Origin of the sequence: Pseudoalteromonas pernae (assembly GCF_039831865.1) — a bacterium.
Taxonomy (GTDB): Bacteria; Pseudomonadota; Gammaproteobacteria; order Enterobacterales; family Alteromonadaceae; genus Pseudoalteromonas; species Pseudoalteromonas pernae.
Map to the genome: position 1 here is coordinate 33,620 of NZ_JBDODM010000003.1, position 23,875 is coordinate 57,494.

A 23,875-nucleotide genomic window follows, 5' to 3' on the forward strand; every position below is an offset into this window, starting at 1 on the left:
AAGCCGCTATTTAAGCGGCTTTTTTAATGCACAAATTACAGTGCTTTTTCAATTGGTAATAACGACATCATCCACACCGTGAAACGTTGCCATCCTGTGGTCTCTGGTTCTTCATGCAGAACAGTACCGCTCTTGTCTTGCCATTGTAGATCACCATTTTCATCGAGCGTCACGCGCCACGCAAAGTCTGGCATATTGTTCTTAACCCAATCGCGCAGCATCTTGTTGAAGAGGTGAGATTCCATGACCACACCTTGCTCTGTATTTAAGTTAAAAGAACGAGGATCAAGATTTAAAGAACCTATGAAGATACGGTCATCGTCATATGCCATCGTTTTTGCATGCAAGCTGGCCGTGGAGGAACCACCAAAACTCTTAATCTTTAAGGGCTCTTCCGTCTCATCAAAGTTACGCTTCAATTCCCATAAATTAACCCCCATCTCGAGTAATTCTTTGCGATAATTCGAATATCCGGCATGGACTACAGGCACATCAGTCGCTGACAAAGAGTTGGTTAATATGGTGACATCAACCCCTTGGTCTCGCCACTTTTTGATTAGCGCTACGCCACTTTTACGAGGGATGAAGTAAGGTGAAACGATCACCGCCGTGTCACGTGGGGTGCCCATCGCGACCAGCATTTTAGGTGCCATGTGCGTGGTAGTATCTCGGCTATCGGTGATAAGTTTATTTGGGTCGTCAACGTACAAGTAACCAGGTGACCAATCAAGGTTCAACTTACCCTGGCGCAGTTGAGAGACAATATCTGATTCTTTAAGACGCTTAACATAAGGGCTGTCTTGTCCATAATCCTTGGAGCTATAACGCTTTAAGTTCTCCGAAAGCTGCTGATAGTGTTTGTTATCGCCTCCACCGTATAAGCCTTCGATGGTTTCAGCTAGAGGATTGTTCCAATATAAATCAAAAGCATGTGCCGCTTTTTCTACAATAGGACCAATCCCAAGCACGTCTAAATCAACAAATTGGGCGTGATCTTCACCTGAGAAATAGGCATTCCCTATGTTTCGCCCACCCGTTATAAAGACCTGACTGTCAACGATAAAGGTTTTGTTGTGCATACGTCTTGATACGCGAGGGTAATCGGTAAGGAAGCTCAAAAAGCGTAGGTTGCGATGACTTAATGGGTTGAATAACCTGACTTCGATATTTTCGTGTAAAGCAAGGGCAGCTAAATCTTGCTCTGATTCTGCTTGCGACATGTCGTCTAGCAAAATACGCACACGCACGCCTCTTTCCGCTGCTTTAAGAAGATACGCTGCCAGCAGTGCCCCGCTCTCTTGGCGGTGATACAAATAATATTGAATATCAACTGATGTATGTGCGGCATCGATAAGTGCAATACGTGCTGCAAATGCATCTAACCCATCTATTAGGGGGTAGAATCCCGACAGGTCAGGGTCTGGTTGTTCATCAAAGAATTTATCAACCAACTGAGTATCCTCCGCTGTTAGGGCGTAGCTTGGCTCTTGCTCTGAGACTGATTGATATTCAGGTACAGAGGTGCAACCTAGAAGATATCCTAAAAATAAAGAGATACAAAGGGAACGAAAGTGAAAGTGTTGATCCATGCTGCCTCGGCCGATTGCCGTAATCCATGTTTATAAAATATAACAAAGACGCACAGATATAAAAGAATTAAGTGATTAAAAGGTAAATGAAAATTAAAACTTAAGCGACTTCTTCCGTGACATCAACGATCTCAATAAGCTTTTGGTTTAGTATTTTTTTCGCGCAGTTGCAGCACTTACCACACTGAGACCCCACCTTTAGCTCAGAGCTCAAGTCACGCATAGAACGTGCGCCATTATCGATCGCCTGTTCAATCTTTTTATCTGAAACACCGTGACAAAGACAGATATACACGAATACAAACCACTCTCATTTAGACTATGCCGAGGATTTTAATCTAAACAAAAATAGTTATCAATAAGAATTTGAATGCGATGTAGGTCTGTAGCGCTTACCTATTTAAGCTCTGCATTAAGTTCTACCGATTTATTCCAGCTAGCTATTTATTTTTACTCAGCTTTTTTCAACAACTGAGTATGACATTAAAAAATTGAACTATGCTTTAGCTACATGGGCACAGTTGCCACGCAATGCGTGCCTGAGCGCGAACCTAACGCCCAGACTCTGCGTAAAAGGCACGCATTCACACAACTTGTTCACTAGGAGTACACATGAAAAACGTACTTTATTCATTGAGCGCACTCTCACTGTTAGTTACCTCACAGACGGCTTTGGCACAATGGTCTACGACACTCACCGGTGCAAGTGACTATACCTTTAACGGTGTAAGCCAAACCCTGAACGACCCGGCATTGCAAGGAAGTATTGATTACGCTCATGATAGAGGCTGGTATGCGGGAGCGTGGGCGTCAAATGTTGATTTTGGTGATGGTACAGATCTCGAAGTCGATGTGTATTTGGGTAATTACCGGGAGTTGAGTAAAGCATTATCTGTCGACTATGGTATTGCTTATTACACCTACCATGGTGCTTCCTATTCTAGCGATAGCGACTATGCCGAGGCCTATACTAAATTCGCCTATCAATCCTCATTGGGTGTGAGTGAAGCCAATATTTGGTATTCATGGGATTATGCCGGTACCGATGCTGGTCATATAATCACTATGATCGCCCATAGCTTCGATATTGCCGATGGCCACACAATCCGTGCAAGTATTGATTCGTCAAACTCATTAGATGGCGATAAATTCATGTGGCAAGATAACCACAAGTCTTATTACCATTATCGATTAGCCTATCAAACTGCGTTTGCTGGCTTCGATTTTGAAATCGCGGCAGAAGACACAGATATAGATAGCAAATACGCAGATGAGCGCGTGGTCTTGTTGATCAGCAGAACATTCTCCCTCTAGTATGTACACTAGCACTTATTTAATAAGTGCTAGTACTTCCCTAAATCTTGGATGCTCACAACTATTAAGCCACGCAAACATGACGGTTTCACTGGCACACACCTGCACGCCGTTTGCTCTAAGTTGGTCCATCGCCAAACGTTTATTCTCTTCTTTGCGTGAACACACTGCATCAGCAATCACGGTGACTTGATAACCCAGATTACATAACTCATTGGCGGTATGATAAACACATACGTGACTTTCCATACCACAAAGGTACACATGGCAAGTGTTGGTGTTTGCTAATGAAGCCAAAAACGACTCGCTTTGTGCAGCACTGAAGGTGGTCTTGGTCAGAACAACCGCATTTTGGCTCAGTAAACAGGGGTCAGTGTGCCCCAACCCTTTTGGATTTTGCTCGGTTATCACGTGTTTAATATTGAGTATCTGAGCCGCTTGCGTGAGTTTAGCGACTACATCGCGAACTTCAGCATAGCTGTCCATTGCCGGTGCCAAGTTACTTTGCATATCAATCACCACGAAAATTGCTGGCTGAGTGAGCCGCTCGACTGTCATGTAGCCTCCATGTAAACGGTACATTTGTACCACTTATGTTTACAGTTTTTTTTAAGTAAAATTATAAAGATATAGTGACGATCTGTACTTCTATGCTAGATTTATAACATATTTGTTAATTCTGTGTTGATAGACCTATTCAGTCAAGGAACCAGGCTATTGAATCGGTTTCAGCGTTCACTTGGAGCAGAAAGTTGCGTCGGTACATAAAGATCGCGCTTTGCGCGTTGTTGTTCTTTTCAATTTTACCCGCTAGTCCATTAAATGCTTTACCAAGTACAGCCAAATACGGCTACCAGTTGGAACGTCTTTCGACGGAGGAAGGCTTAAGCCAAGGTACCGTAAATGTGATAGCACAAGATGAGTTCGGATACTTGTGGTTTGGTACTCAACGTGGGCTAAACCGCTATGACGGTTACAACCTGACATTATTCGAAAATTCAGAGACACCGTTTAGCACCGATAGCATTATCAACATCACCCGATTAAACAACGGTCTTTTTCTTGTATCTGCGCAACTCAATGGACTATACCTAGTCGATCCAGCAACGCTGACATCAAAATTATTGTTAACCAATGCCCAATCTGAAACTGGCGATAGCTTTGCGGTTGTTGGGCATGTTGCACAAGACAACAACGATCCCAACTTAGTTTGGCTTGCTATCAACAACTTTGTATACAGCTACAACTTGAAAACAGAATCTCTCAACAAAGTGATCAGTTTAGATAAACCATCGCAAGTGGTGAGGGTGATTTTACCCAGTGATGATGCACTGTATATTGGCTCTTCTGCTGGTTTATTTAAATATGAGTTAAACAGTGGCGAGCTGAAATTATTACAACACACCCCAACAAGCACACCCACAAGCGACCAAAACAATGTCAAATTTTTGCAATTTGACAGTGAATACACGCTACTCGTCGGTACTGTGGAAGGGCTATATAGCCATAATTTAAATGACAATCAACCCAGCATAAAAACCTTACTTCCCCAGCGCAATATATGGTCGCTGCAGCGCTATGGTCTCATTGACTTAATTGCCACGGACGAGGGGCTTTACGAATTCGACAGATTAACCAAAAAAGCACGAGTTTTGGTCCAATTCAGTGATTCTCGTTATCCGGTGCAAGACAATACCATCATGAGTATGTACCGCGACAAAAGCGGAATGCTGTGGCTAGGTTCACGCGCACAAGGTGCTTTCGCTTGGTCCCCGTTATCGATGCGCTTTAAACAGCATGACCTCCTGAGCTCTCAATTTGAGCATGGCGCTGCTGCATGGGGCATGTACGAACAATCTGATGGCACCCTTTGGGTTGGAAGCGGCAATGGCCTAAACCGCATTAACCCCGATGGCTCAGCTAAGACCTATTGGACCTCTGACGACGAAAAAGTCGCTATGGATGAACAAGCCGTTTATCGAGTGTCAGCTGCCGTGCATACAAATGATGGAGTATGGATTGAGACACCAATGGGTGTCCTGTTGCTTAATAGCCAAACAGGTGAAGTCAGCAACCCGATACAAGATGCAGCGTTGCCACCTCAATTGCAGCCAGGCTTTATATCTTGGGGTATTGAACAATTAGCAAATGGCGACGCTTACTTTTTCACAGACAAAGGCTACTTCCGTTATAAACCGCAAGCCAACACGGTTGAGGCATTAGATGCCTTTAGCCAACAGCTTCCTGCAGAGAATGCATCGCACTTTTTGCCACCTTTGCCTACGCATAAAGATGATCCATTACTCAGTTATAACGGCGCGTTATACCGCTTCGATGTAGACAATAATACGGCACATCTGATCTATCAAGCCAATAGCCCTAACGCCCAGTTTTTTTACTTTATTGATTCTTGGGTATTGGACCAAAATAACAGTTTGTGGATCAGTATTGATGGAGAGGGCTTGGTTGCTCTAGATTTAGAAACCCTCGAAGTTCGTGACAGGATTGGCGTTGAAGACGGCTTGCTCAATACCAACGTCTACCAGCCCATCATTGATAATTTCGGTGTTCTTTGGTTTAGCTCCAACAATGGACTATACCGCTACAACATCAACACTGAACATTTACGTCATTTTAGTGTGATAGATGGCTTGAATGCCGCTGAATTTAATAGTTTTTCGGCTATGAACTTATCTTCTGGCGAATTAGCTTTCGGTACAGTGAAAGGACTCATTCTTGTCGACCCAGCTGATTTCATTACAAGCACAAACCACTATATTGCGCCTGCGCCGCAAATCACCGATATTTCTTTGTTATCGCGCCCGCTAGGTTATACGCCCATTAGCTATGCAAATAGTCCACTTGAACTCGAATACGATGACCTTGGGTTAACCATTTCATTTTCGAGCTTCGATTTTATCCATCGTGATCAGGTTCGTTACAAGATAGCACTCAGTGGTGCCAGTGACTTCAGATACCCAAACTACAAAGAAAACACCTTGCAGTTTGCCAAGCTAAATCCAGGTCATCACCAGCTCAGTATCAGTGCTTACGACCCCGTCTCGGGCAATTGGTCGCGTACATTGCACCTGGCTATCGTTGCCAAATACGCACCTTGGCGCTCTCCTGGAGCGATTACTTTTTACATTGTTATGAGTATCCTGATTGTCGGCAGTTGGATTATTTGGCTACGCCGCCAACAAACAAAAACACAATTGGCGCACAGTCAATTATTGGCGTCGCAACAACAAACAGAACTCGCACTGCAAAGCAATAATAGTGGAACTTGGTATTACAGTGTGAGCGAGCGATCGTTTGTGCAAAAACGGCTCGCGGCAGAACTCGGTTACAGTAAAAAGAATGATGCCTGCTCATTTGAACAATATTTAGAATACATTCACCCCCATGATGTGGATCGATACCGCCTCAACTGGAAGCGCTTTTTAAATCAAGGTGAAGAGGCAACGTGGGATTTCACTTATCGATTAAGTCATAACCTCGGCACATGGCATTGGTATCATGAAGTAGGCAAGATCACTGAGTTTGATAGTTTCGGTCATGCCAAAGAAGTGTCCGGTATCTACACCAATATCACCGAGGCTAAAGCGTCAGCTCAGCAAGCAACGGTATTAGGTGAAGCCATTAGCCAAATAAGTGATTGGTTGCTTATTCTCGACGAAAACTTGGCACCTTTCTCTGCCAATGAAAGCTTCCAACGCGCCTTTGCACAAGCAAACGAACAAGAATTGAAGGTACAACCCTTCGTACGTGCGTTAGGCAAAGAAAAATTCAACCGCTACATGAAAGTCATTAGCCGCCTTAAAGCGGGTGAAAATTGGCGCCTAGAAGAGCAAATTCGCACCAAATACGACAAAAAACACCCAGTACAAATTAGTGTTACTGCCGTTTGTCGAGACAAACAAGATAACACCGATGAAATCAGCTATTACGTTATCGTTATTACCGATTTAACTGAGCAAAAACGTGCCGAAGATGAACTGCGTTATCTGGCTAATTATGATCCTTTGACGGGGTTACCAAACCGCTCGATGATGCGAGGAAAAATTGCCCAAGCAATTGAGTATGCGAAAGAAAATGCACAGCTTTTAGCTCTGCTGTTTATCGACCTTGATAAGTTCAAACCAGTAAACGACTCGTTTGGTCATGCTGTAGGTGACCAAGTATTGTGCTGTATCTGTGAACGCATTAGCGATGAGTTGGATGATAATTCCCTACTGGCGCGCCAAAGTGGTGATGAGTTCTTGCTATTAATTGAACGTGTACAATCGCCTCAAGCATTAAGTGAATTGTCCGAGCACTTAGCAAGAACGCTCGAAAAGCCAATTAAAATTGGCAACATCACTATCAATATTTCTGTGAGTATCGGTATTGCCCTATCACCATTTGACGCAGACAATGCTGAGGACCTGATTCGCAACGCAGATATGGCAATGATTTATGCCAAAAATGCTGGCCGTAATGGCTATAAGTTCTTCACTGAACAGATGAATAACCGCATCACTCACAAACTCATGTTAGAAAATGCGTTGCAAGACGCCTATCGTGATGAGCTATTGATCAACCATTACCAACCGATTGTGCACATCCATCAAAAACGCATTGTGGGTGTGGAGTTGCTGCTACGCTGGCAAAGTGATGGCAAATTCATTTCGCCGGGCGAATTTATTCCAGTCGCTGAAGAAATAGGCTTAATCGATGCTATTACTGAGCAAGCATTGCACCGTGCACTAAGAGAACTCCAGCAATGGTTTGATAGCTATGATGATTTCTATCTGTCAGTCAACTTATCGCCCATTCATATCTTAAAATCGAACCTTACAGAGCGTTTTATCGATATCTTGGCAATGCACAATGTACGCCCAAGCCAGCTGCGCTTAGAGATCACTGAAAATACCCTTCTCGATGACAAGGCAAAAGCGGCTGAGCAGTTAAATAAACTGCGTGCGGCTGGCCTCAAACTGTTTTTAGATGACTTTGGTACCGGTTATTCGAGCTTGACCTATCTTAATCAATTCCCGATTGACGTTATTAAGATTGATCAAAGCTTCGTACGCCAAATAGGTGTTAACCCAACCAATGAAGCGATTATTCGCACTATCCATAACTTGTCTAATAGCCTCGGTCTGTACTGTATTGCTGAAGGTGTAGAAACGCGTGAGCAAATCTTCTTCCTTAACAAACTGGGTTGCCATCACCTACAAGGTTTCTTCTTTGCCAAACCAACGGACGCAATTACCTTGGGTTCTAAAGAGTATATAGAGCAAACGCTAGATAAGATGAAAAGTGTTTAGGGTGTAATAAATTTGCGAGTGCCTATAAGGCACTCGCGGAGGCACTCGCACAATGTTGATGATCGTGGTCATGTGTATTGGCTTCAATTTGCAACACACTGTGAGAAATATTAAAGCGCTGTTTCAACATGCTTTCAGCAGCATCACGCAAAGCGGCATCATGGGCTTCAATCGTACATTGGTGTTTAAGCACTAGGTGCGCTCCAACCGCTGGTGCGTTATCAACTAAAGACACCGTCACGTTATGTACACTGGCCACATGCTCCAACTGAGCTAACGCCTTTTCAACTTTTACCGCTTTAGGTAGGGCCTCAGTGCCCGAGCGCAGACGCTGCACACACTGAAAAATCAACCGTAAACCGGTGAACAATACAAATACCGAAATCAACATACTGAAGATAACATCGATTTGTTGCCAGCCAGTATACGCAATAATCACACTCGCCAGCAAAGTAGTCACTGTCGACAATAAGTCAAAAAAGGTATGCAAAAACACCGCATACACATTGATGCTGTCTTTGCGGCCTTTGTACAAAACCCAAGCCGCAGCACCATGAAACAAAAAGCCGAGCATGGAAACTATGGCCATAATTTGCGTATTAACGCCACCTTGTTCATGACCATGGTGAATATCTATGTAGCGCTGCGAACCCACCGAAAGAATGGTCAAACTAATCGCCAAATACAAACCGCCGTTGACCAAGCCACCTAATAATTCCGCCTTGTTATATCCTTCATTGAAGTTACGCGCTAAATGAATAGCAATTGATGAGGCAAGAATGGCGATAAACAAAGAACTGTTGTGAACAAATAAGTGACCAGCATCAGCAAACACAGCCAAAGAGTTTGCAAAGTAAGCACCGACCAACTGGATCACCATAAAACTACACGTAATCGCTAAAGCGATGAGCAGGCGTCGACGTGATGCTTGGTGGGTGGTGATGTCAGTCATGGATACAAATTCGCCAGAAAAGAAATGATATATAGTTACAATTCTACTCTGTTTGCACGAAAATTACATCCGTTTTGCACGACTTGAATACGTGTTCGCACAAGAAATCGACGTGTCACTTCCTCTCATAAAGGTTTTAACCAATCTAAGAGTATGTTATTAAACCCGTATTAGTCATTAGCATTACAATAATATGATACAAGTTCAGGGACTTAGAAAAAGTTATGGGGATGGAGAATCCCGTGTAGATGCACTTGCCGGTGTATCGCTAACCGTTAAAAAAGGTGAATTCGTCGCCATCATGGGTGCCTCTGGCTCAGGCAAGTCAACGCTTATGAACATCCTGGGCTGCCTCGATACCCCTACTGAAGGCACCTACCTTCTCGGTGACGAAACCATTGCCGATGTTGAAGACGAACGCTTATCATCTATTCGCAATCAGCACATTGGTTTTATTTTTCAAACCTTTCATTTGTTGTCACGCCTTAGTGCACTTGAGAACGTTATATTGCCACTTCGCTACACTGACATTGATGCAGAGTCAGCAAAGAAAAAAGGGTTGGAGATGCTAGATAAAGTGGGCTTGAGCCATCGAGCACATCACAGACCTAATGAAATGTCTGGCGGCCAACGTCAGCGTGTGGCTATTGCTCGCGCTCTAGTGAATGACCCAAAAGTTATTTTTGCTGATGAACCCACCGGTAACCTCGACAGTAAAACATCTTACGAAATTATGGCCTTACTCGAGGAGTTACATCACCAAGGTAATACCCTCGTCATGGTGACACATGAAGCGGACATTGCCGCTTACGCACAACGCACCATTACCATGCGTGACGGTCATATTATCGAGGACTCGCAATGCCAACAGTAAAGCACATCATTTTAAGCCTTGTGCTGATGTTCGTGTCCATCAGCAGTGTGGCTAAGACCTTATTACTCAGCGGCGAACTCAAAGCCAGTGAACAACAACGATTCTATGCACCAAAAACCGATAACTGGCGCGTGCAAGTGCAATGGTTGATGAAAGAAGGCGAGATCGCTCAGCCCGGAGACGTGGTCGTAGTGTTTGACAGCGGCTCTGTAGCTGCAGAGGTAGAACAAACCCAACAAAGCCTTATAAGTAAAAAAGAAGAGTTGCAAAAAGCGCAAAACGACGGCAAACAAAAACTCGCTGAAGCGCAGTTCGCGCTTGAGCGTGCGCAATTAGTCGTGGATAAAGCACGCATTGACGCCCGTATTCCTGAAACCAATTTAAGCCGTTACGACTACGAAGAAAACCAACTCGCGCTTGAACGTGCACTTGTTGACAAGCAAAAAGCAGAATCCACCTATTCGGAAACTAAAACCTCTACAGAAGTGGAAGTGAACAAAAAGTTGTTGGAAATTGAGCTTCTGGAATTCGACTTACAACACCAGCAGGCATCACTTGAAAAAATGAGCCTAACTGCCGAACGCAGCGGTCCGGTTATTTGGGCAAATCACCCATGGAATGGTAGTAAACTGTTTGCCGGCGTTACCGCGCAACCGGGTTGGAAAATTGTTGAAATCCCTTCTCTCTCTGAGCTTTATATTGAGGCTTGGGTACACGAAGTGGATTACCCACAACTAACAATTGGTGATAGCGCAGAATTGGTGTTTGACGCGCATTTGAACACCCGCCACCAGGCCACACTGACGGAGCTATCTACGCAACCTGAAGAACGCAGCCAGTGGGGCGAAGATGCTTATTTTCGCGCGCGGTTTGACTTCGATAACAGCCAGATCAGCGCGTTATTGCCTGGAATGAGTGCCCGTCTTGCAATCACTCAAAAGGAGCTCACAGGTGAATAAATACGTTTTTTCCATCGCTCTTGCTTTAACTCTTGTAGGTTGTGACGACACCGTTGAGCCACAATCAACCGCTGACAAACAGTCTGCACAGGTAATCACTGCCAGCGGTGAAATCACCTCGCAAAGCACTGCTCAGTTAGCACCACCTTCTATCACCCGTATGTGGCAATACCAAATCAAAACGCTGGCGCCAGAGAATACCCAAGTGCAACAAGGTGACCTTATCGTGAGTTTTGAAGACAAACCCGTGCGCGACCGTCTACTAGAAAAACAAGCCCAGTGGCAACAAGCCGTAAAGGAACTTGAAAACAAAGAAGCTCAAGAGAATGCGACGCTCGAGGAGCTCAAACTCAAAGTGGCGCAGATGCAAATGGAATTCGACAAAGCCAAACGCAAGGCTGAAATTGTTGACCACTCACGCTCTGAAATCGACCGCAAGAAAGCACAAATCGATTTCACTATTGCCACGTCAGATTTAAAACTAGCCAAAGAAAAGCTCGCTTTTCACCATGACAACACTGAATTGAATCTGCAACTAGCCAAAGCGAAAGTGGCTCGTTTAGCTAATGACGTTGAACAGCTCAAAAACGATGTCGAAAAGCTCAAAGTAAAAGCACCTATCGCTGGTTTAGTCATTTATCACACAGATAATGAAGGTGAAAAGAAAGCTGTGGGCGAATCCGTACATTTCGGCCAACCCGTGGTGCAGCTTGCTGTGCTTGAGCAAATGCAAGTGCGGGCGCAAATCAACGAACCTGACAGCGGCAAAATAAAGCCGGGACAAAAAGTTGAAATCATCATAGACGGCAGCAATGAAATTCACACCACTGGTACAGTCGCGTCACTTGGGCGCGTGTTCAGAGAAAAAAGCTGGCAGGATAAACGCCGAATCATTGATGCCACCATCACCTTGGATAAAATTGATACGCAAAAAATGCGCCCAGGCATGACAACCCGATTACGCATTCATACGCAAGCACAGGAGGTGAGCGAATGAGCAATAAATTTAACCCGTTCATTGGCATATTCGCCCTTGCATTACTGGGTGGTTGCGCTGAACAAGCACAACAACACGACGCGTTGACATACACCCTCAAAAAGCAAGAGTTTGTAACCACAGTTCCAGCACATGGCGAACTCATCGCCGCCAATGAAACTGTGATCACCACACCGATGAACAGTCGCGGGCCACAAACTCTGGAATGGCTCAAAGAAGAGTATTCAGTGGTAAAAAAAGGCGAAGTCATTGCCCGCTTCGACGGCACATTTATGGAACGAGAGCGTCGTACAAGCGAAAACAAACAGGCAATTTCGGCTGAGGATATCGACCAAAAACAAGTACAGCTCGAGCAACAGCAAGGGCAACTGCTTTATGACATGGACTTACTCAGCGAAGAACGTAAATTCGCTAAAGAATTCAGCATTGATGACATCCGTATTCGCTCCAAACTAGAGATTCTTGAGTCGATGCAGAACGTGGAATTTCTGGATGCGAAAAGCGAATACTTTAGCTGGCAAAAAGGCCAGTTTGCAGACTCTGCAGGAGGTGAACTTGACCTGTTGAATATGCAACGCAAAGAACACAGCGACAAAATCGCGCGCTTGGATGCAAATTTATCGAGTTTAGAGGTCATTGCACCGCACGATGGTTTGCTCACACACCAAGCAAACTGGCGAGGTGAGAAGCCAAAACCGGGTGAAACTCTATGGCCAGGGCAAAAAATTGCAGCGCTGCCAGATACCAGCTCACTGCAAGTTAAATTGTTTGTCTCTGAACGTGAGGCATTGGAACTAGCGCCTGAGCAAAAGGTCCTCGTCACCACCCTAGCCTACCCAGAACAGCCGTTTACAGTGCAAGTAGCGTCAGTGTCACCTATGCCTAAATCAATCGAACGCGGTGACCCACGCAAATACTTTGAAGTGCTCACTGATGTGATTACATCAAACACAGGTGTCACTTTACAACCCGGACTCAAAGTAAAGGCGTTGATCACCACCAAGCCAGAACAAACGGGGCTCATGGTGCCAAGGCAGGCGATTTTTGCCGAGCAGCAAAAGCAATTTGTGTTCGTTCAAGACAGCAATCAATGGCGTCGCCAAGAGGTGTCGGTGAGCGGCGGCAATTTATCACTCGTGGAAATTAAATCAGGATTAACGGCCGGAGATATTATCTCGCTGGTAAACAGGGATGCATCATGAAGTACTGGCAATTATTTATCGATACGCTCGCACAACTTTGGCAGCACAGATTACGCACGCTCCTTACCTTATTGGGGATGATTTTTGGAGTCGGTGCGGTGATAGCCATGCTTAATATTGGTGAAGGAGCCGAAAAAGAAGCGCTCAAAACCATTGACTCTATGGGGCTTTACACCGTCATTGCCAATGCCAAAACCTTCGAGCAAAAAGAGCTCGCGGAACAACGCAAATATTCTAATGGCTTATCGCTGCGCGACGGCGAATTGGCCCTATCGGCGATGCCCTTTGTGACAGACTTTTCGGCAGATAAAAAAATCGACAGTTATCACATATTCAGCGCTTTCGGAGAAACTTCCAGTGACGCTATGGGCGTAAGCAGCAACTATTTCGAAATCGCGCAATTCCAGTTACAGGCGGGACGCTTTTTCACCTCTGAAGAGACAGAGTCGATGGCGCAGGTGGTGATGCTAGGAGCTGGAGCTGCACAAACACTGTTCCCTGAGGGTAATGCAATAGGCCAATATGTGAAAGTGAATCACTTGTGGTTTGAAGTGGTTGGTGTATTAGCCCCTCCTTATATAGGAAAGGGGGAGTTTCAAAGTCTGAACCTTGATAAACAACAACATACCGTATTTATGCCACTTACCAGTGCGTTGCATCGCTTTGCCCAAGAAAAACTAGCGCCGCAATTAAGCAGCTTGAAGTTTTCCATCAACCCAGACTTTGATCCTGGCCAAGCCAGTGAAGCAATCCGTCATTTCTTGAATTACCGACACAACGACGTTGATGATTACGAACTCGTTGTGCCAGCGGCGCTGTTGGCGCAGCAAAAACAAACGCAACGTATTTTTAATATTGTCATGTCCTGTGTAGCGGGGATATCCTTACTCGTTGGCGGTATCGGTATCATGAATATCATGCTGGCCACTGTGCTCGAACGCACTAAAGAAATAGGCTTGCTACGTGCTGTTGGCGCAACAAAGAAGGACATTCGCATCCAGTTTATCGCCGAAAGCTTTACCATTTCCGTCTTGGGCGGGATTATTGGCGTCGCATTTGGCATCATTCTCTCTGAGATGATAGCGCTATATTCTCAATGGGCGGTAGCCTGGTCTATCAGTGCCATTATTCTGTCTTTCAGCATTTGTGCTCTTGTGGGTCTCACTTTTGGTGTATATCCTGCGATTAAAGCATCAAAACTCGATCCAATCGATGCGCTGCAAAGCGAATAATCCGATCGAGTGCTCGCGCACTCGACAGTGATTGAACGCCATTTAAAGAGCACAAGGTGTATATTGCAAGTGACTGACTCTAAGAACATTTCTCAAGCATTAGTTGTGGAAGGCGGCGCTATGCGCGGCATTTTTGCCACAGGTGTACTTGATGCTTGGCTTGAGCAAGGTTACCAACCGTTTGACATGTATTTTGGTGTCTCGGCTGGCGCGACCAATATCGCCGCCTTTTTATGCCAGCAGCATGGTCGAAATTATAAAGTGATCACCGATTACTCGTGCCGCCCCGAGTTTATCAGTTACAAACGCTTCGCTTTGGGCGGGCATTTATTCGATTTAGATTGGTTATGGCACAAAACCATCAGTGAAATTCGCTTAGATTTAGCAACATTTGCCAAGCAGACGAGTCCTTTTTATATTGTTGCCACTGATGCCGACAGCGCTCAAGCTCAGTATATTCAAGCCAGTGCTGATAATTTAGAACAAGTGTTGAAAGCTTCATGCGCCCTGCCCTTAGCATATCGAGACTACCCTGCTTATGAGGGTAAACGTTATACCGACGGTGGTATCGGCGACTCTATTCCGGTGCGCCAAGCCTATGCAATGGGAGCGCGAAAAATTACGGTGATCCTATCGCAGCCTTTGGGTTATCGTAAAAAACCGGCGCGCTTTAACTGGCTAACCAAACAGTTGCTAAAAAGCACACCAGCGCTTGTAAGTACCATGCAAACTCGCTGGCAAGATTACAATGCAAGCTTGGACTTTATCGCTAGCCCACCCGAAGACTGCACTATTGAGGTGATCGCACCGCCGAGCGACTTTCGAGTTTCGCGCACCACCCGCGACTTGGCTTTACTTGACGCTGGCTATCACATGGGGATCAAGGCAGCACAATACGCTTAAATCACAAAAGCACTGACTTGGTCCTGCAACTTCACCGCCAGCAATGACAATTCCTTGCTGGCATCGGCGTTCTGTTGCGAGCTTTGCGACACCGAGCTGATGCTGTCATTAAATTCCGTGATATTCTCGTTTATTTCCGCAGCGACTGTGGTTTGTTGCTCAGTGGCCGTCGACACTTGCAAATTCATATCAACAATTTCAGCTACTGCCGCACGTATTTGCTCAATCGCATCCGCTGATAACTGACTAAATTCTGCACTTTGTTGCGCACTGTTGTCAGCGCCTTGCATGGCACTCACCGCTTGCTGAGCCATGTCTTGCAGCGCGTTGATCATGCGATTGATATTTTCAGTTGCTTGTTGAGTATTGTGCGCCAAAGTGCGCACTTCATCAGCCACGACAGCAAAACCACGGCCTGACTCACCTGCTCGTGCAGCTTCAATCGCCGCATTAAGCGCTAATAAGTTGGTTTGCTCAGCCACGCCTTGAATCATCAACACCACTTGGTTAATTTCATTAGACTGTTCATGCAATTTGTTGATCAACATACTGTTGTCAGTCACGATAGCGGACAAGGTTTGGATGGAAGCGAGGTTATTTTCAATCGTTTGCCCACCTTGTAGAGCTAGTTGATCCGCTGCCTCAGCACGCTGAGACGTGGTCAGCGCATTGTGTGCAACCTCTTGGATCGCGGCACTCATTTGCGTAATAGCCGTGGCTATCATCGCACTTTGTGCCTCTTGCTGTGTCGCAGTGCTAGCCACTTGCTCACTGATCATCTGCATTTGCTCAGACGCCGATGATAAGGTCAACGACGCCCCCATCACATCGGTCACCAAGGTATGTAAGCGACTCAACATTTGGTTAAAGTGCTCTGCCGTTTGTGCAAGCTCATCATTGCCTGTTACCTCAGCGCGCACGGTTAAATCCGCTTTTTGTGCAATATGAGCGATGGTACCTTGTAATTGTTTTAATGGTGTATGGATAGAACGATAGGTGAGCCACGCAAAAATCCCCACCAACACAACGGTCAAGAGAACCCCGCCGATCATTAAAGTGGTAACCATTTGGCTATTACTTTGGGCAAAATCACGGAACTTTTGGGCCTCATGGAGTTGCAGGTCAATCAAGTTACTGTAACTGGCGCTTAGGGGATCAAATGTCGCATACAACTCATCGACAAACTGATTTTGGTCCATAGCCATAAAGCGCTGTGCTTCAATTTGCCCCATATATTTGTTGATAAGCGTCACTACAGGCGCTAAATAACGCTCAACTTCGCCAACCAAACGTTCTTCTTCAGCTGTGAGTTTGGTACCCAAATACGCCTGCCATTGCTCATCGGCTAGCGTGCGTGCCCCGTTGATGTCGTTCATTACCTCTAAGCGCTCGACCACACCTGCACGATATTTATGCAATAGGTCAACAATGTTCACCGCGTAATTGTCCGACACCACTTTGATTTGTTTCAGTGGTACCACTCTATCTTCGTAAATACTGTCGATGTTCTGAGCAAACATCCGCACTTCATAAATACTGATGATGGCAACGACAATAAGTAAACTTATTGGAATGATGCAAAGTAGGATTAACCGCGTTTTAACTGACGTGTTGTTAAGCATGGTACACCCTCATATAAGGTAGTGATTGATTTTCGCAATCCATGCCTGTGTTGCGCCAACTTGCGCTTTATTAAGTATTTTCTAAAACTCGCAATCGCGCCAATCTAAAGTAAAAATGTAGGTTTTTGATACGGTATACAAAAAAAGCCGCTCAAAAGAGCGGCTAGAAACACTGCACCACTGGAGATTTCAGGGTGTGTGTGCAGTTTGGTCTACCTAATTGGTTAGGTTCACTTATGTCACTACTGACCATGGCGGATTAAGTAATCAAATGCGCCTAAGCTTGCTGTAGCTCCCGACCCCATAGCAATGATGATTTGCTTGTAAGCCGTGTTAGTTGCATCGCCTGCAGCATAGACACCTTCTAAATTCGTTGCACCACGGTTGTCGATTTCAATTTCACCAAACTTTGACAGGGCGATACCACTGTCTTTTAACCATTCAGTATTTGGCACTAAACCGATTTGTACGAATATTCCAGCTAAATCCAATGTATGTTGTTCACCATTTTCACGGTTGGTATAAGCAATACCTGTTACCTTGTTACCGTCACCCAACACCTCTGTTGTCTGCGCGTTTTTGATGATGGTGATATTCGCTAAACTGTTTGCTTTACGCACCAAGACTTCATCAGCTCGTAATGTGTCTGCAAATTCTAAAACCGTTACGTGTTCAACAATATTCGCTAAATCGATTGCCGCTTCGATACCCGAGTTACCACCACCGATGACAGCAACTGACTTACCTTTAAATAAAGGACCATCACAATGTGGGCAGTATGCAACACCACGTCCGCGATATTCGCGCTCGCCTGGCACATTCATTTCACGCCAGCGTGCGCCAGTGGCTAAAATAACGGCTTTAGTAGTTAACGTCGCGCCATTTTCTAATTGAATATGGTTACCATTGTCTTGGTACATACGCGCCGCAGTTTGGTTATCTATAACATCTACATCGTAATCTTTAACATGCTCTTCAAGTTGCGCTACCAGCTTTGGACCCTCGGTGGCTTTGACCGAAATAAAGTTTTCAATCGCTAACGTATCTGCAACTTGGCCACCAAAACGCTGTGCCACAACACCTGTACGCAAGCCCTTTCGCGCTGCATAAATTGCCGCTGATGCTCCCGCTGGCCCGCCGCCAACAACGAGTACATCGTATGGCGCTTTGTCGTTAAGCTGCTCAGCCTGACGCGCCGCCGCTTTAGAGTCCACTTTGTTCAAAATATCATTTAGGCTGATCGCGCCTTGGCTGAACACTTCGCCATTAAGATACACGGTTGGTACCGCCATAATGTTGCGCTGCTCAACCTCTTCTTGGAACAATGCGCCGTCGATCATGGTGGTAGTAATTTGGTTATTAATCGCCGCCATGGTGTTTAGCGCCTGCACTACCGCAGGGCACGTTTGGCAGCTCAAAGAGATGTAAATCTCAAAGTTTAATGCTTTATCAAGCGCTTGAATTTGCTCTATTTGCTGATTGTCGGCTTTAGTTGCCACGCCACCGCTGTGCAAAACTGCTAACACTAACGATGTAAATTCATGGCCCATTGGCACACCAGCAAAGCTGATGCTGGTATTGTTTGAGCCTTTGACCGTCATCGAAGGACGACGCAAAGTATTGTCATCACTATGAGTAACGGTGATCTTCTCGCTCAACGAACTTAAGTCGTCAGCAAGAGATTGTAATTCTTTACTTTTATTCGTTTCATCAAGGGCTAGAACCAGTTCTATGTCACCCGTCAACGTACTAAAATGGCTTGATAATTGATTCTTAATTGCAGTGTCTAACATGGTTTGCCTCAATAAAATCTTGGAAAAAGGCGGTGTCTCCACCGCCATGTGTGCGATTGACTAATCGAGCAATTTAGATTTTGCCAACTAGGTCTAGTGAAGGAGCCAGAGTCTCTTCACCTGGCTGCCAAGATGCTGGACATACTTCACCATCATGTGTTGCGATGTATTGTGCAGCTTGCACCTTACGAAGTAGTTCAGTTGCACTGCGGCCAATGCCTAAGTCGTGTGTTTCAACTACTTTGATTTCGCCTTCAGGGTTGATTACAAATGTTCCGCGAAGCGCTAGGCCCTCTTCTTCAATCATTACACCGAAGTTGCGTGTAATTTGACCTGTTGGGTCACCAATCATTGGGAATTGGATCTTCTTGATTGTGTCTGAAGCGTCGTGCCATGCTTTGTGCGTGAAATGAGTGTCAGTTGACACTGAGTAAACTTCAACGCCCATTTCTTGAAGCTTTGCATAGTGATCCGCAAGGTCACCTAACTCTGTAGGACAAACAAATGTGAAGTCCGCAGGGTAGAAGAATACGATTGACCATTTACCTAGCAAGTCTTGCTCTGATACAGGTGTGAAATCGCCATTGTGAAATGCAGTTGCGTTGAATGGCTTAATTTTTGTGTTGATTAAAGAGTTGCTCATTTTGTCCCTCGTTTATCTGTAGTGAGTAAATTAAGTGAGGCGTTTACTTGCCCCGTTTGCTTGAATAATAAGATAACGACGGACGAACCATAAATAAAATTGATTGTTTAGATTACAATAATCCAATTTATAGATTGGTTAGTTTTAGCTGCACTTAATCTTGTTTCCAATCTGACCACTAACCCGTTGGATTTGTGGAATATTCGTATGCGAGCTAGGATTAAACTAGCGACTGAATGGAATCAGTACACAAAAAATAGAAATGCTTAGCACAATTAGCTCTTTAGGGTAACTACATGAAAGAATCACTCGCGAAGGTGACTGTACGGGGTGTTGAGCAAGCCGTTGAAGTGCCTATTATGGAATTCGCTGACGAAGAATTCCAAAGCAAAATATTTGAACAATGGCAGCGCGTGCTCGACCTCATTGCCCAAATTTATGATATCCCCGCCGCATTGGTAATGCGGCTGCACGAAAAGGACATTGAAGTCTTTGCCAAAAGCAACTGTGAGAACAATCCCTATCATGAAAATGAAACGGCCGCGTTGGGTTCTGGGCTCTATTGCGAAACAGTAGTAGGCACAGACAGCCAATTCGAAGTTGAAAATGCGCTTGAAGATGAACGCTGGCATGACAATCCGGACGTGCCACTGAATATGATCAGTTATCTCGGTGTACCGCTCAAATGGCCTGATGGTGAGGTTTTCGGTACCATCTGCGTGCTTGATTCTAAAAGCAGAAAGTTTCACGACCTCAATAAACAACTGCTACAAGAGTGTCGTAAAACGCTGGAAAAAGACTTAGAAATGATTGTAAAAAACAATCAACTCAATGCCTCATTGGCATTGTTAAAGCGCACCCAAGAGAAAGTCATCGAAATGGAGCGCAGCAAATTAACCTCTTCGTTGGTTTCAAACATAGCCCATGAAATTAATACGCCCTTGGGCATTGCCTTAACGACGGCCTCAGCGCTGGAGCATATTGTTGACTCTATCGATGGTCACACTGCCACAGACATTAACCCAAGCGAGTTTAAAGCTCAGTTGTTGGAGTTTACCACATTGCTTAGCACCAGCTTGAACAAAACAAAGAGCTTGATGGAGTCTTACAAAAAAGTGGCACAAGATCAGAGTAAAGGCGTAAAGGAGTGGTTCAACTTAAGCGAACACTTACTGAGCCTAGCTACCATTCTCTCTGAGCAATTACAGCATCACGACATCCAATGTGAAATCGTTTGCCCCACAGACATTACATTGAATACATACGGTGGTTTGTTGTCTCAGGTGCTCGAAAGTCTTATTAAAAACACCATGGAACACGCATTCTCCCCTTCTCAACGGGGGAAAATTACCCTTGTGTGCGCTAAGCACACTGACAATTTAGGACGACAAAGCGTTCTTATCGAATACCGAGATTCAGGTAAAGGCATCAACAAAGCCCATGTCGAAGATATCTTCCAACCATTCTTTACTCTCGAGAGTAACAGTGGGCAAAGTGGTATGGGCCTGAGTATTGCTCGGGATATCACGGAGAAATCACTGAACGGACAGCTACATTGTGAAGCAGTAAATCATGGCGCCAAATTCGTCATTTCATTGCCCGTGCAGGAGCCTATATGAAAGAGTTTTCAATTTTAGTGGTGGACGATGAGCAAGATGTATTCATCGTCACCAAGCTCATCGCCAGTACGGTGAAAGTGGATGCCGACACAGTGCAATTGCATTATGTGTCATCGGGGCACGAAGCCTGCACATTCCTATCCCAGCACAATGAAATCGGCCTCGTACTATTGGATATTGTGATGGAAACAGATGATGCTGGATTTAAAGTGATTGACTATGTGCGTAATACCCAACACGACAATCAAACCCATATTGTCGTGCGTTCAGGATTAACAGGCACAATTCCAGAGCAATTTATGCATCTGGCGAAGGGAATTAACGGCTACATTAACAAGCTCGACTTCACTCGCACTCATTTGGAGAAGTTGGTCAATGCAGCCATTAACGCTCAGGGTGGAAGTGCAAGCTACTAGTACAGCAATCGTCCAGGCTTTACTAAGCTCAGACGTCGAGCATAGAAAAATGGTGACTGGCGATATTGAAACCCTCACGTAAATAAAAACGATGGGCAGCAAAGCGTTGCACACCTGAATCAAGATGGATCTGCTGCACTGCGTTTTGTTTGGCGAACCGCTTGAACCATTGCAACAAAAATGTTCCTACGCCGGTGTTTCGACAATGCTCGCTTGTGACCAAATCATCGATGTAGATATGGTTCCCCCAAGCGAGCTTCTCACCCATCACGAAACCTGCGACTCCCACCACTTCACCTTCTTTGTGTGCATAAACGATTTGGTACCCAGCCGCTTGCTGTTTTTCAATCTGCTGGTGCAAACTATCAAACGTGTATTGGCTCCTCAGCTGTTGCAGCACTGCCAGTACCCCGTCATTACGCTCACCAATGCCTAATAATTTGGCTTCCATAAAACTCCCTCTTGATGTCTATTGTCGCGCATTTTGCACACTTACCACTCTATAACCGTTTTCCCAACAAACGTAACAGGCAACGGCACAGCCCACAATAAACAGATACAGCGAAAATATTACTGTTTTGCCAAGGTTTGTTGAACTTAAGCGGTTGTCGCACGTACAATTAACAAGTTATCTATTCAGTGGAGTATTTCGTGTCTTTAGAACGTTATGTTAATCATATGCAATTAGGGTATCTTGGCCTGTTGCCATTTCTCGCAATGGTGGGCTGGGCTTTACTCTCTGGCCAAGGCGACAACGTTGCACCACTGTTTATTTATTACAGCATTGCTATTGTTAGTTTCTTGAGCGGGCATTTATGGCGCCCAGGTGAACAGACTCAAGGCCGCGCCATTGCCGCGATATTACCGACGTTGCCAATTCCCTTATTGGCTCTGGGAAATGATATTTTTGCCCTCGCATGGCTGGGTGTCACATATTGGGTTGTGCTGATGTTTGAAGCTAAAGCCCCCGCTTGGCAAGAACACCATAAAGATTATCGAAAAATGCGCTTTGTACTCACTTCTGTGGTGTTTGTGACCCACTTGTTGATGATTGCGTTTTTATTAGATAACTCTTAGACAGCCACAGCGCGATGCTTTACACTGCGCGCGCCGAAAATCTTTAGTGAGTCTTAAAATATGATTGATGCATTACGTCAAGCACTTGATGACATAGGTGAAATTTACGTAGAAAAAAATGCTGTTTTCAAAGTAAAGGTGATCCCATTCTTTTGTGCTGTGAATATCAAAAAAGACCACAAGCGAGAAGGCAAGCTCACTTTCTACAGCAATCAACTATTGGAAATTGCCTTAACTCTGTTGTTCGTTATGTTTGGCGCCAGTATCTATAATCCTGAGTTAGGCGTTACCCATGGCCCTGTGCACTTCGCTATTGCTGCGCTTATTGCCATGCATGTACTCATTCGCCAGATTGCGACCGAATCGCTCAAAGCACGCCTGTACAGCGCCGGCGCGTTAACACCGCGTGAAGAAAACAACGACGCATAGGCGCTAGTAGTAATGTATCTCAACCCTGATTGGCGCATTTTAACGGTCGGTGATGGCGATCTTAGCTTTACCCGGGCGCTATTGAGTCGCGTTGATGCCAGCCAATTGCATGGCAGCGTCTATGACAGCGAAGAGGTGTTAAGAGATAAGTATCAGCAACACGCAGTGGACGACCTTGTTCAATGCCAGGTTCCACTGTTGTTTGAATTTGACGTCACCGACCCTCTCAGCTGGCAGCGTTTGCAAGGTAAACAGTTTGACCTTGTTATTTTCCAATTCCCTTTATTAAGCCAACTGGGATCAGCCGCAGCCTTTAGTTCAATTAAACACGTCGGTGGGCTCAATACGCTAAACCGCGCTTTGCTGCACCAATATCTATTCTACAGCGCACGTTATGCATTAGACCCAAATGGTGCAGGCGTCTGTTACATCACTTCAAAAGATGTAAAGCCTTACAGTCATTGGGGTTTAGACCATGCACTCACTGCGCACACGCCTATGCACTATATCGGCGAGCAGCACTTTGATTTAAAAGCATTTGCAGGTTACAAAGTGCGCAATGTTGACCGCGATAAGCATGTTAAAGACACTCTCGGTATTACCTATACCTATGCCTTGCAACACGATACGATGACACAGCACTGCCATCGACGTCATTATCTAGACGATGATAACTGTTGTATGTTGTGCCGAGCAGGTCCTTTCCAAGGCGTAATGGATAAAGAAAATCACTTCAACAGTAAAAGCCATCAGCAAATGCAACAATTCTCAATGCATTGGCAGCATTGGCTATCCGAACGTTATAACAAATAATTACTCACACTTGCTTACAGATTCTTACTTGCACTGTATTGGCGCTATGGCACTCTATTAACAGTATTTTTGTAACTACTTGCAGGTACTGAGATATCACCTTGGTGAATTTGATCTTGTTTCTCAGCG

General features: G+C 45.0%; 21 protein-coding genes. 13 read left to right on the top strand and 8 right to left on the bottom strand.

Annotated features, from left to right (window positions below; translation table 11 throughout):
- Positions 1-35: 35 nt before the first annotated feature.
- Positions 36-1,589: a phospholipase D family protein gene (locus V1358_RS08320; RefSeq protein ID WP_347393197.1), complete on the bottom strand. Its 1,554-nt coding sequence runs from the start codon at positions 1,587-1,589 to the stop codon at positions 36-38.
- 100 nt (positions 1,590-1,689) lie between these two features.
- Positions 1,690-1,884, bottom strand: a complete 195-nt coding sequence (locus V1358_RS08325) for a (2Fe-2S)-binding protein (RefSeq protein ID WP_347389519.1) — start codon at positions 1,882-1,884, stop codon at positions 1,690-1,692.
- 317 nt (positions 1,885-2,201) lie between these two features.
- Here V1358_RS08325 and V1358_RS08330 point away from each other — a divergent pair, with 317 nt between their 5' ends.
- Positions 2,202-2,903, top strand: coding sequence for a TorF family putative porin (locus tag V1358_RS08330; RefSeq protein ID WP_347393198.1), 702 nt, complete (start codon positions 2,202-2,204; stop codon positions 2,901-2,903).
- Between the two features lie 15 nt (positions 2,904-2,918).
- On the opposite strand, the gene V1358_RS08335 is transcribed toward V1358_RS08330, so the two are convergent.
- Complete coding sequence (locus V1358_RS08335; protein ID WP_347393199.1) at positions 2,919-3,461, bottom strand: isochorismatase family protein; 543 nt, start codon at positions 3,459-3,461, stop codon at positions 2,919-2,921.
- 194 nt (positions 3,462-3,655) lie between these two features.
- Between V1358_RS08335 and V1358_RS08340 the strand changes: the two genes are divergently transcribed.
- The gene (locus tag V1358_RS08340; protein ID WP_347393200.1) at positions 3,656-8,215 is read left to right on the top strand and encodes an EAL domain-containing protein; all 4,560 of its coding nucleotides are present in this window, start codon (positions 3,656-3,658) and stop codon (positions 8,213-8,215) included.
- Between the two features lie 22 nt (positions 8,216-8,237).
- On the opposite strand, the gene V1358_RS08345 is transcribed toward V1358_RS08340, so the two are convergent.
- Positions 8,238-9,167 (bottom strand): cation diffusion facilitator family transporter, encoded by a 930-nt coding sequence (locus V1358_RS08345; protein ID WP_347393201.1) that lies wholly within the window; start codon positions 9,165-9,167, stop codon positions 8,238-8,240.
- A 193-nt stretch (positions 9,168-9,360) separates the two neighbouring features.
- Between V1358_RS08345 and V1358_RS08350 the strand changes: the two genes are divergently transcribed.
- From V1358_RS08350 to V1358_RS08375, 6 genes are all read left to right on the top strand, one after another.
- A complete protein-coding gene (locus V1358_RS08350) occupies positions 9,361-10,041 on the top strand; it encodes an ABC transporter ATP-binding protein (protein ID WP_347393202.1) in 681 nt (226 codons plus the stop codon).
- Positions 10,029-11,000: an HlyD family secretion protein gene (locus V1358_RS08355; protein ID WP_347393203.1), complete on the top strand. Its 972-nt coding sequence runs from the start codon at positions 10,029-10,031 to the stop codon at positions 10,998-11,000. The genes V1358_RS08350 and V1358_RS08355 overlap by 13 nt, the downstream gene beginning before the upstream one ends.
- Positions 10,993-11,997 (top strand): HlyD family secretion protein, encoded by a 1,005-nt coding sequence (locus tag V1358_RS08360; protein WP_347393204.1) that lies wholly within the window; start codon positions 10,993-10,995, stop codon positions 11,995-11,997. The genes V1358_RS08355 and V1358_RS08360 overlap by 8 nt, the downstream gene beginning before the upstream one ends.
- Positions 11,994-13,199 carry an efflux RND transporter periplasmic adaptor subunit gene (locus tag V1358_RS08365; protein ID WP_347393205.1) on the top strand — a complete coding sequence of 402 codons (1,206 nt, stop codon included), beginning with the start codon at positions 11,994-11,996 and terminating at the stop codon, positions 13,197-13,199. Before V1358_RS08360 ends, V1358_RS08365 begins: the two co-directional genes overlap by 4 nt.
- Positions 13,196-14,431 carry an ABC transporter permease gene (locus V1358_RS08370; RefSeq protein WP_347389528.1) on the top strand — a complete coding sequence of 412 codons (1,236 nt, stop codon included), beginning with the start codon at positions 13,196-13,198 and terminating at the stop codon, positions 14,429-14,431. The genes V1358_RS08365 and V1358_RS08370 overlap by 4 nt, the downstream gene beginning before the upstream one ends.
- Before the next feature lie 69 nt (positions 14,432-14,500).
- Positions 14,501-15,334: a patatin-like phospholipase family protein gene (locus V1358_RS08375; protein WP_347393206.1), complete on the top strand. Its 834-nt coding sequence runs from the start codon at positions 14,501-14,503 to the stop codon at positions 15,332-15,334.
- Here the strand turns inward: V1358_RS08375 and V1358_RS08380 are convergent.
- From V1358_RS08380 to ahpC, 3 genes are all read right to left on the bottom strand, one after another.
- Positions 15,331-16,956 (bottom strand): methyl-accepting chemotaxis protein, encoded by a 1,626-nt coding sequence (locus V1358_RS08380; protein ID WP_347393207.1) that lies wholly within the window; start codon positions 16,954-16,956, stop codon positions 15,331-15,333. The two genes, V1358_RS08375 and V1358_RS08380, sit on opposite strands and share 4 nt — an antisense overlap.
- Positions 16,957-17,198: 242 nt before the next feature.
- Complete coding sequence (gene ahpF, locus V1358_RS08385) at positions 17,199-18,749, bottom strand: alkyl hydroperoxide reductase subunit F (RefSeq protein WP_347389531.1); 1,551 nt, start codon at positions 18,747-18,749, stop codon at positions 17,199-17,201.
- Positions 18,750-18,822: 73 nt separating this feature from the next.
- A complete protein-coding gene (gene ahpC / locus V1358_RS08390) occupies positions 18,823-19,392 on the bottom strand; it encodes an alkyl hydroperoxide reductase subunit C (protein WP_347389532.1) in 570 nt (189 codons plus the stop codon).
- 296 nt (positions 19,393-19,688) lie between these two features.
- Here ahpC and V1358_RS08395 point away from each other — a divergent pair, with 296 nt between their 5' ends.
- Together V1358_RS08395 and V1358_RS08400 are read left to right on the top strand one after the other, a co-directional pair.
- Positions 19,689-21,011 carry a GAF domain-containing sensor histidine kinase gene (locus tag V1358_RS08395; RefSeq protein WP_347389533.1) on the top strand — a complete coding sequence of 441 codons (1,323 nt, stop codon included), beginning with the start codon at positions 19,689-19,691 and terminating at the stop codon, positions 21,009-21,011.
- Positions 21,008-21,427 carry a response regulator gene (locus tag V1358_RS08400; RefSeq protein ID WP_347389534.1) on the top strand — a complete coding sequence of 140 codons (420 nt, stop codon included), beginning with the start codon at positions 21,008-21,010 and terminating at the stop codon, positions 21,425-21,427. The genes V1358_RS08395 and V1358_RS08400 overlap by 4 nt, the downstream gene beginning before the upstream one ends.
- A 28-nt stretch (positions 21,428-21,455) precedes the next feature.
- Here V1358_RS08400 and V1358_RS08405 read toward each other — a convergent pair whose 3' ends face one another.
- Positions 21,456-21,878 carry a GNAT family N-acetyltransferase gene (locus tag V1358_RS08405; protein WP_347389535.1) on the bottom strand — a complete coding sequence of 141 codons (423 nt, stop codon included), beginning with the start codon at positions 21,876-21,878 and terminating at the stop codon, positions 21,456-21,458.
- A gap of 227 nt (positions 21,879-22,105) precedes the next feature.
- Here V1358_RS08405 and V1358_RS08410 point away from each other — a divergent pair, with 227 nt between their 5' ends.
- From V1358_RS08410 to V1358_RS08420, 3 genes are read left to right on the top strand one after another with little or no spacing between them, the layout of a single operon-like run.
- Positions 22,106-22,504: a DUF3429 domain-containing protein gene (locus V1358_RS08410; protein ID WP_347393481.1), complete on the top strand. Its 399-nt coding sequence runs from the start codon at positions 22,106-22,108 to the stop codon at positions 22,502-22,504.
- 60 nt (positions 22,505-22,564) lie between these two features.
- Complete coding sequence (locus V1358_RS08415; protein WP_347389536.1) at positions 22,565-22,933, top strand: hypothetical protein; 369 nt, start codon at positions 22,565-22,567, stop codon at positions 22,931-22,933.
- Between the two features lie 12 nt (positions 22,934-22,945).
- The gene (locus tag V1358_RS08420; protein WP_347393208.1) at positions 22,946-23,746 is read left to right on the top strand and encodes a class I SAM-dependent methyltransferase; all 801 of its coding nucleotides are present in this window, start codon (positions 22,946-22,948) and stop codon (positions 23,744-23,746) included.
- The last annotated feature ends 129 nt before the right edge of the window (positions 23,747-23,875 follow it).

Bases quoted from the DNA above. Each gene is read 5' to 3' on its own strand.
- V1358_RS08355 (WP_347393203.1), top strand. From the start codon at position 10,029: ATGCCAACAGTAAAGCACATCATTTTAAGCCTTGTGCTGATGTTCGTG.
- V1358_RS08330 (WP_347393198.1), top strand. From the start codon at position 2,202: ATGAAAAACGTACTTTATTCATTGAGCGCACTCTCACTGTTAGTTACC.
- V1358_RS08405 (WP_347389535.1), bottom strand. From the start codon at position 21,878: ATGGAAGCCAAATTATTAGGCATTGGTGAGCGTAATGACGGGGTACTG.
- ahpF (WP_347389531.1), bottom strand. From the start codon at position 18,749: ATGTTAGACACTGCAATTAAGAATCAATTATCAAGCCATTTTAGTACG.
- V1358_RS08410 (WP_347393481.1), top strand. From the start codon at position 22,106: ATGCAATTAGGGTATCTTGGCCTGTTGCCATTTCTCGCAATGGTGGGC.
- V1358_RS08415 (WP_347389536.1), top strand. From the start codon at position 22,565: ATGATTGATGCATTACGTCAAGCACTTGATGACATAGGTGAAATTTAC.
- V1358_RS08400 (WP_347389534.1), top strand. From the start codon at position 21,008: ATGAAAGAGTTTTCAATTTTAGTGGTGGACGATGAGCAAGATGTATTC.
- V1358_RS08395 (WP_347389533.1), top strand. From the start codon at position 19,689: ATGAAAGAATCACTCGCGAAGGTGACTGTACGGGGTGTTGAGCAAGCC.
- V1358_RS08370 (WP_347389528.1), top strand. From the start codon at position 13,196: ATGAAGTACTGGCAATTATTTATCGATACGCTCGCACAACTTTGGCAG.
- V1358_RS08365 (WP_347393205.1), top strand. From the start codon at position 11,994: ATGAGCAATAAATTTAACCCGTTCATTGGCATATTCGCCCTTGCATTA.
- V1358_RS08380 (WP_347393207.1), bottom strand. From the start codon at position 16,956: ATGCTTAACAACACGTCAGTTAAAACGCGGTTAATCCTACTTTGCATC.
- V1358_RS08335 (WP_347393199.1), bottom strand. From the start codon at position 3,461: ATGACAGTCGAGCGGCTCACTCAGCCAGCAATTTTCGTGGTGATTGAT.
- ahpC (WP_347389532.1), bottom strand. From the start codon at position 19,392: ATGAGCAACTCTTTAATCAACACAAAAATTAAGCCATTCAACGCAACT.
- V1358_RS08420 (WP_347393208.1), top strand. From the start codon at position 22,946: ATGTATCTCAACCCTGATTGGCGCATTTTAACGGTCGGTGATGGCGAT.
- V1358_RS08345 (WP_347393201.1), bottom strand. From the start codon at position 9,167: ATGACTGACATCACCACCCACCAAGCATCACGTCGACGCCTGCTCATC.
- V1358_RS08350 (WP_347393202.1), top strand. From the start codon at position 9,361: ATGATACAAGTTCAGGGACTTAGAAAAAGTTATGGGGATGGAGAATCC.
- V1358_RS08320 (WP_347393197.1), bottom strand. From the start codon at position 1,589: ATGGATCAACACTTTCACTTTCGTTCCCTTTGTATCTCTTTATTTTTA.